This is a genomic window from Halopiger aswanensis (assembly GCF_003610195.1).
GTDB lineage: Archaea > Halobacteriota > Halobacteria > Halobacteriales > Natrialbaceae > Halopiger > Halopiger aswanensis.
On sequence record NZ_RAPO01000009.1, the window covers coordinates 44,001 to 51,537 of the forward strand.

The 7,537-nt window shown below is 54.1% G+C and carries 6 protein-coding genes and 1 pseudogene; 6 read left to right on the plus strand and 1 reads right to left on the minus strand.

Features of this window, described 5'->3' with window-relative positions; genetic code table 11:
- Positions 1 to 131: 131 nt before the first annotated feature.
- The 5 genes from ATJ93_RS22460 to ATJ93_RS22480 all read left to right on the plus strand — a co-directional run bounded on the left by ATJ93_RS22460 (position 132) and on the right by ATJ93_RS22480 (position 5,507).
- Entirely contained in the window at positions 132 to 974 is an 843-nt protein-coding gene (locus ATJ93_RS22460; RefSeq protein WP_120246891.1) for an SDR family NAD(P)-dependent oxidoreductase, read from the plus strand.
- Positions 971 to 1,627, plus strand: a complete 657-nt coding sequence (locus tag ATJ93_RS22465) for a carbohydrate-binding family 9-like protein (protein WP_120246892.1) — start codon at positions 971 to 973, stop codon at positions 1,625 to 1,627. The genes ATJ93_RS22460 and ATJ93_RS22465 overlap by 4 nt, the downstream gene beginning before the upstream one ends.
- Positions 1,628 to 1,674: 47 nt before the next feature.
- The gene (locus ATJ93_RS22470) at positions 1,675 to 2,052 is read left to right on the plus strand and encodes a RidA family protein (RefSeq protein ID WP_120246893.1); all 378 of its coding nucleotides are present in this window, start codon (positions 1,675 to 1,677) and stop codon (positions 2,050 to 2,052) included.
- Positions 2,053 to 2,352: 300 nt separating this feature from the next.
- On the plus strand, positions 2,353 to 3,765 hold the full coding sequence (locus ATJ93_RS22475) for a Gfo/Idh/MocA family protein (RefSeq protein ID WP_170155638.1): 1,413 nt from the start codon (positions 2,353 to 2,355) through the stop codon (positions 3,763 to 3,765).
- Positions 3,766 to 3,911: 146 nt separating this feature from the next.
- Complete coding sequence (locus ATJ93_RS22480) at positions 3,912 to 5,507, plus strand: beta-N-acetylhexosaminidase (protein ID WP_120246895.1); 1,596 nt, start codon at positions 3,912 to 3,914, stop codon at positions 5,505 to 5,507.
- A 322-nt stretch (positions 5,508 to 5,829) separates the two neighbouring features.
- Here ATJ93_RS22480 and ATJ93_RS22485 read toward each other — a convergent pair.
- A pseudogene (locus ATJ93_RS22485) lies at positions 5,830 to 6,102 on the minus strand (IS6 family transposase); the annotation flags it as partial.
- Between ATJ93_RS22485 and ATJ93_RS22490 the strand changes: the two are divergent.
- Positions 6,004 to 6,531: a hypothetical protein gene (locus ATJ93_RS22490; protein ID WP_170155636.1), complete on the plus strand. Its 528-nt coding sequence runs from the start codon at positions 6,004 to 6,006 to the stop codon at positions 6,529 to 6,531. The pseudogene ATJ93_RS22485 and the gene ATJ93_RS22490 sit on opposite strands and share 99 nt — an antisense overlap.
- Positions 6,532 to 7,537: the final 1,006 nt, after the last annotated feature.

The window sequence follows — 7,537 nt, forward strand, 5'->3', positions numbered from 1 at the left end:
CCTGTCGGCTAAGATCGTGGGACTGTCGTAGGTAGAACTACGTATTCGGCAGCGAGGAGGAACCGATCTTATAAACCTGAGTAGCAGCGGAGGATAATCTATTTTATACCTGAAAGAGTACAACGAAGCACATGGTCGAGTTGTCTTTAGCTGACCGTCCGGCTATCGTTACCGGCGCATCAAGAGGTATCGGCCGCCAGATCGCAACGACGTTTGCCGCTGCTGGCGGCGATGTGGCTATCTGTTCGCGGTCGTACGAGGACGTCGAATCGGTCGCTGAACAGATTACGGCTGAACACGACGGGCGCGTTATCCCCGTCGAATGTGACGTGACGAACGCTGACGAGGTCGCGAATCTGGTCGATACCGCGATTGAGGAGTTTGGTGATCTCCGCGTCCTCGTGAACAACGCCGGCGGCTCGGTCGAATCAGCGGACCTCCTCCATCGGTGCGACGAAGAGACATATGAGTGGATGCTCGAGCTTAATCTGAAAGCACCGTACCTGCTTGCTCGGGAAGTGCTACCCGCGATGATCGCTGCGGGAGGTGGATCAATGATTCATGTCGGGTCAGTCAATGGGTTATTCGGCATCGGCCTTGCAGGCTATTCCGAGGCAAAGAGCGGCCTCCTTGCCCTTTCGCGGAATATTGCGACCCATTACGGACAGTATGGCATCCGGTCGAACGTCCTCTCCGCTGGGACGATTGAAACACAAAACCGAAAGGATGAGATGGAGAATACCGAAGAACGGACGGCGGAAACCAGCGCTCGTGATCGCTGGCTCGACCAGTATCCGTTAGGTCGGTTCGGTCGCCCAGAGGAAGTCGCAGATACTGCCCTCTTTCTCGCCACGGAACGGGCCGGCTTCATCACCGGTGAAAACATCGTCGTTGATGGTGGTCTCACGGTGAGCCTGCCCACCTCATTCCAAAATGAGATCTATCAGGCAAATGATCCGCCTGCTGAGCGATGAGACAAGGCCAGATCATTCGGGTCGATGAGTCTGTACCGCTCACAGGTGAGGTGAAAGACACTCCCTGGGAAGCCGCAGTTCCAATCCAGATAAACGAATTCCCATGGAACGTTCCAGACGCAAAGCGATCGACGGTTGTCCGATCGTTGTACGATGAGGACGCGCTGTACCTGCAGTATCACGCTGACGATGCGATCATCCGGGCAGACACTGATGAACTCAACGGGCCAGTCTGGGAAGACAGCTGTGTAGAATTTTTTGCGACACTCGACCCACAGCGCAGACCGCACTACATCAACGTTGAGGTCAACTGTATCGGTGCATTTCGGCTCGGATTCGGTCCGGATCGCCAGAACCGTGAACTGATCACCGCCAACCAAGCAGAGTCGATTCGGGTTGAATCGTCCATCGACGAACAGCCAGCTGCGAACGCTGCGGACGACCACTGGTGGGTTGCAATTGCGCTTCCGTTTGAGACGCTTGCGACCGTCACCGGTGTTTCGATTTCGCCGAGTGAGGGGACAGTCTGGCAGGGAAATTTCCATCGTCTCGGTCCACGCGATACCTCATTTTTCGCGACATGGAACCCAGTCAACGCCCCCAAGCCAGATTTCCACCAGCCATCGGAGTTCGGCCCACTCGTTTTCAAATAAACTAGAGAACCGATAGATTCAAAGGTGGGGTGTGAGATAACATAGCTATGGAAGAGATTGTAACTGAGAACGCGCCTGACGCTATCGGACCGTACTCCCAAGGGATCAAAGATGGCAATCGTCTCTATGTGTCCGGACAGGGACCGGTTGATCCCGAGACTGGTGAAGTCGTCTCAGAGGACATCAGTGAACAGACCGAACAGACGCTCGAGAACATCGCAGCGATTCTGGAAGCGGGCGGAGCGTCCCTCGATGATGTACTGAAGGCAAATGTATACGTCACCGATATGGATGACTATGACGACGTAAACGAGGTGTACGCGGAGTACATGACCGACCCGTATCCGGCACGAGCGGCCGTGGAAGTATCACGGCTTCCAATTGAGATCGGCGTCGAGATCGAAGTCACTGCACGCGTTCAGTAGGCGATGAGACGCTGACGGAGTTCAGATTCGATCGATCACGTAACGGAGAGCGTTTTCTGCGTGTCCGCGTTGAGAAATCGGAGCCTCATGGATTGTCTCTTCCTGATTAACGGAAGTTGCTAGCGGAGAGAAACAGCGCCGGATCTGTCTCGATGGTGAATCGCCAGACCGGATCGATGGTGTTTGAGACACTCAGAGGATCGAAATCGACAGATGAGTTTTCATTCACTTGCTAATTATATCGAATATATAGTTTCAGGAAAGACTTATTATCACCAATGTGGACGCTTGGCATGCGCCATGAATCGACGCAATTATCTGAAAGGAGTCGCGGGCGCTGCTGGCATCGTTACCGTGTCACACACGGGCACTGCACAGGAATGGAGCGACGGTCGCCCGGGGAACGGCAAAGGATTGCCGAATGAGATGCCGCCGCGAAAAGGGGAGTCGGTAATCGGGCTCACCGACCAGATCGATACGGTCAAGGCGGGAATCATCGGGCTCGGGAACAGAGGCTCCTCAATGACGCAGCTCATCGATGCGATGTACCCGGATAAGGGCGAGATCCGGGCCATCTGTGACATCCGCGAAGAGGCCGTCGAGAGCATGTATTCCTGGATCGACGAGGAAGGGGAGAACGACGCCGAGAACGTGGATACCTACTCAGGATCGAAAAACAGCTGGAAGAAGCTGGTCCAGCGCGATGATCTCGACCTCGTCTTCGTGTTTACGCACCATCAGGCCCACACACCGATGGCGGAGTATGCCATGAAGAAGGGGAAGCACGTGGCCGTTGAAGTGCCTGCGGCGACGTCGATCGAGGAGTGTTGGACGTTGGTCGATACCGCTGAGCAGACCCAGCAGCAGTGTCTGATGCTGGAGAACGTCTGCTACTTCGATGAGGAGCTGTGGATCACCAATATGGTTCAGGAGGGCGTGTTCGGTGACCAGTTGAACTACGCCTCCGGAGGGTATATCCACAACTTGGTTTCTGATTACTTCTTCCAGGCGTACTGGAACGACTGGCGGGCGAAGAATCACCTCCAGTACAAGGGCGATCTGTACCCGACTCATGGGTTAGGCCCCATTGCATTCTATATGGGACTCAACCGTGGCGATCGAATGGAGTACATTGCGAGCCAGGAGAGTCCGGAGAGTCGGCTGACCCAGCGAGCGCAGGAACTCCCCGAAGATCACTGGGCGCATGGCATCGATGACTGGGCCAACGGCGACACGACACGGTCGGAGATCATGACGAACCAAGGCCGTCAGATCCATCTCCAGTTCGACGTCAAGACGAACCGTGGCTACAGCCGGAAGAACGAACTCGCGGGGTCGGAGGCGTATCACGAAGGCTACCCGAGCCAGCTGGCGCTCAACGGCGAGGGCCACGGGTTCGTCGACGACGACACCTACGACGACTACTATGAGGAGTACCGCCACCCGCTCTGGAAGGAGATGGAAGAGATCGCCGAGGAATACGGCGGCCATGGCGGTGGCGACTTCCTTGAAATTTACCGCCTATTCGATGCGTTCAACGAAGGCCGCCCCCTCGATATGGACGTCTATGACGCCGCTGCGTGGAGCGCAGTACGGCCGTTGTCAGCGATCTCGATCGAACACGGGGGCAAGCCGGTCAAGTTCCCTGATTTCACTCGCGGCGCCTGGGAGGAGGAGCGCGAACTGCAGATCATGGACTTCGATACGATCTGAGGCCCTGTTCTCCTTTTCGAGATGCGGCACCGCACGCCATTATTTATAAATCATTGATGTAGTATAAAGTAACACAACTCTTTCTTTCTTTAATAGCCTAAATATAGGATTACTTTTAAATAGTAGGATGTGAAATAGCGTTTTGTATGTCAGATGATGACATGGGGAGACGCAGAGCCCTACAAACGATTGGCGGCATTGGCACCCTCTCATTCGGGATTGGATCCGCTGCAGCTCAGGGATCCGAGAGCAGTGACACACGTCGCGTCGAGAATATCGTGCCTGTGCCGGTCGAAACCGAAGTGACAGGCGCAGGTTACGAGATTACCGACGAGACGGCGATCTACGTCGGAGACACGTCGGCGACCGGTGTCGGAAAATACCTGGCCGACTTCCTCCGGACACCGACAGGTTATGAACTCCCGATCGTCGAGCAGCCGCCTCGAGGGGCGGCTGGCGGCATCTCGTTGCGACTTACCGGTGCGTCTGACGAGGTCGGTGAGGAGGGGTATCGCTTGCAGGTCAACCCCAGCGGGGTGACGATTCGTGCCAACGCGCCAGCCGGCCTGTTCGCCGGTGTACAGACACTCCGCCAACTCCTGCCGCCCGCAGTTGAGGCTGATTCGGCACGGGCAGCCGACTGGACCGTCCCCGGCGTCCAGATTCGGGATTATCCACGGTTCGCCCACCGGGGCGCGCACTTGGATGTTGCACGACACTTCTTCGAGGTCGATGATGTCAAACAGTACATCGATTATCTCGCCCAGTATAAGGCGAACCACTTGCATCTCCACCTCACTGACGATCAGGGCTGGCGAATCGAAATCGAGAGTTGGCCGAAACTCACCGAGATCGGCGGTTCCACAGAGGTCGGCGGTGGTGAGGGTGGGTTCTACACCCAAGACGAGTACCGCGAAATCGTCGAGTACGCGCAGGAACGGTTTGTTACCGTTGTCCCGGAGGTTGACATGCCGGGACATACCAATGCGGCGCTCGCCTCGTACGCTGAACTCAACTGTGATGGCGAGCGGGAGGACCTCTACACAGGTACGCAGGTCGGATTCAGTTCATTGTGTATCGACAAAGAGATCACCTATGAGTTCGTCGACGATGTGATCCGTGAGGTGGCAGAACTCACACCCGGGCCGTACATTCATATTGGTGGCGACGAAGCCCACGTCATCACCGATGAAGAATACAACTACTTCATGGAGCGCGCAATCGACATTGTCCGGGACCACGGTAAGCGTCCTCTGGGCTGGCATCAGATTCTCGGGCCAGATCCGGACGCCGACGTGATTCCCCAGTACTGGTATCCGGGGAACGAGGCCCCAGAAGTCGCCGAGGCCGCTCAGAAGGGGAATGAGATCATCGCTTCCCCCGCAAGCCATGCCTACCTCGATATGAAATACCACGAGGACACCGAACTCGGTCTCGACTGGGCAGGGCTCACATCTGTGAAGGAGGCCTACGACTGGGATCCTGGGACGTTCATCGAAGGCGTCGACGAGTCTTCAATCATGGGACCTGAGACGGCGCTCTGGTCCGAGACCCTCGAGACGCTGGATGATATTGAGTTCATGTTATTCCCCCGGTTCCCTGCTATCGCCGAACTTGGATGGTCACCTGACACCAAAACTGACGACTGGGAGTCGTTCCGCGAACGATTGGCTACTCAAGGTCCACGCTGGGATATCCAAGACATCAACTATTATGAGTCTTCACAGCTCCCCTGGGCATAGTCCACGTACAGAAGTAGCCGGTTGATCTGGTCCGAGATCTCTGACACCTCTGCGCGGGCAGCATCTCTCTCATTCATCCCCCTACTATCAGATTTACATATATGATCCATACATTATGATTCAGTTGGAATCTTCATTGATTGTTTCTAATAATATAGGGAACTAACTGACATTCTATAGGTTAATAATTTCTTCCCATAAACATCACCTATTAAACATCGAAATAGCCTTAGAACACTAGACTTTCATTGATTTAGTACCGGGGAACGAAGCTACACTTCGTACCTACAGGGCTTATGATATGCTAATTAGAAGGCACTGTCTAGTTCAGCACCTCCTCGGCTGGCATTCGGCCATTGAGTGCTTGATTCGGTCGATCGTGGTTGTAGTGGTGTCTGAAGCGTCTGAGCCAGCGTTTTGCGCTGGGCGGACTGCCCCGCCAGAAGGAGTGAAAGCGGTCAATCCGCATTGAGACGGTCTGAAACCACTTTTCGACGTGGTTTCAGTCGCTGTAGTTGAGCTGACCGCTCAATTCGTGGCGGACAAGGGCAGTCAGATAGCCGCCAGCATCGACGAGAAACTCTGTCTCGTCGAGCGAGAAATACGGGCTATAGTATTCCAGACTGGCTTCAACATAGAAGAGTTCGACCAATTGGAATACCAAGGTATTGTCAATAATGAGGAAGAGTATCTGGATGCTAGAAAATCCACTTTAGCAGGCGGATTCATTGACGGATGCCAGTATCAGAGTGAGCCAGTTACAACCGACGTAGATGTAGAGAAACTTATCAAGGAGATACGTGTTTCTCCATTGGGAAGTGGCTGGCAGCGGAGATCCTTAGACCGCGTTGTATCCAGCGAATTGGACCTTGATATCACGATTGAAGAATCGACGCTTGACTTAGACACCGAACCCGATAAGCCATCAGTCGATATTGAGTCGGGAGAACTGTATTCGGACATCGAAGATGAAGATTTCCTCACTTTAGACGACCTCAACAACTTGAACTATGACCTTGACTAAATATTGGGCTCGGTTTCGGTAATAACAGGAGTTCTACTGTTCACTCGAGTGGGATGAACTGCTCTCGTAGATGTTACTTCGCACGTACGCTGGGCGGTTGATTCGGAGGTAAGGAGTGGAAATAATCGAAGTTACAGTAGTGACTACAATCTCTATATTCAGCAGGGTAACTTTTGGCATGTTTCAGATATATCAATAACACTTCGGTAACTGCTTGTCCTGTACCTGCTATCAGGGACACTGAACAATTGGTATGTGGTTTCACTTGAGGGCTGGACCATGACGAGGAGTGCTACATCGGTTGCATTCCCAGATAGGTGCTGATGAGACTGAAGACCCTGAAACAGCATCACGGCTGTCGAAGACGTGAATTGTCTCTTCGTCACAGTGGGGACAACAGAGTCGCGTCTTTCGTGGAATACTCGATTCTGATTGCGTGGTTTGATTCGACCGGGCGAATTCGTGTAGCGCAAGTGCGGGGACGAACCACTGATGTGGACCCTTGAGTCCAGATAATTCCTCGCGGTCGTCAATAGCGTCTCCCCACTCGTCGTACAGAATCGGAAACTTGCTACCGACTGCTGACCATCTCGCACTATCTGCGTCCACGATGTCTTCGAGTTGCTTGAGCAACTGCTCCCCTGGTTCAGAGTGAAGGTTGGCCGCTGATGGGAGTGACGTCCAGCGTTCGACGAGCTGCGGTGCCGGCTTGTCGATATCAGCTACGAGTTGGTACCCATCGATCGGCCCGTCGTCAGCGACGAGTTTTCGACAGGCGACTGTTCCCTTTGCGACGGCCTCGTAACGAGTCCGTGCAGGGACGACGATGAAGACAACGCTCAATAGATTCTCAGCAGATTCTCCAGTCGCCTCATCTGGGGGATCGATACGCTCGGTCAAACAGAACAGGCATTTCGTTCGGTTCGATGGAATTGATGCACTACACGATCGACATTCAGACTCGGTCTCTCGCTTTTGGGTTGCTTGGATCGAATTGCCGGCATCA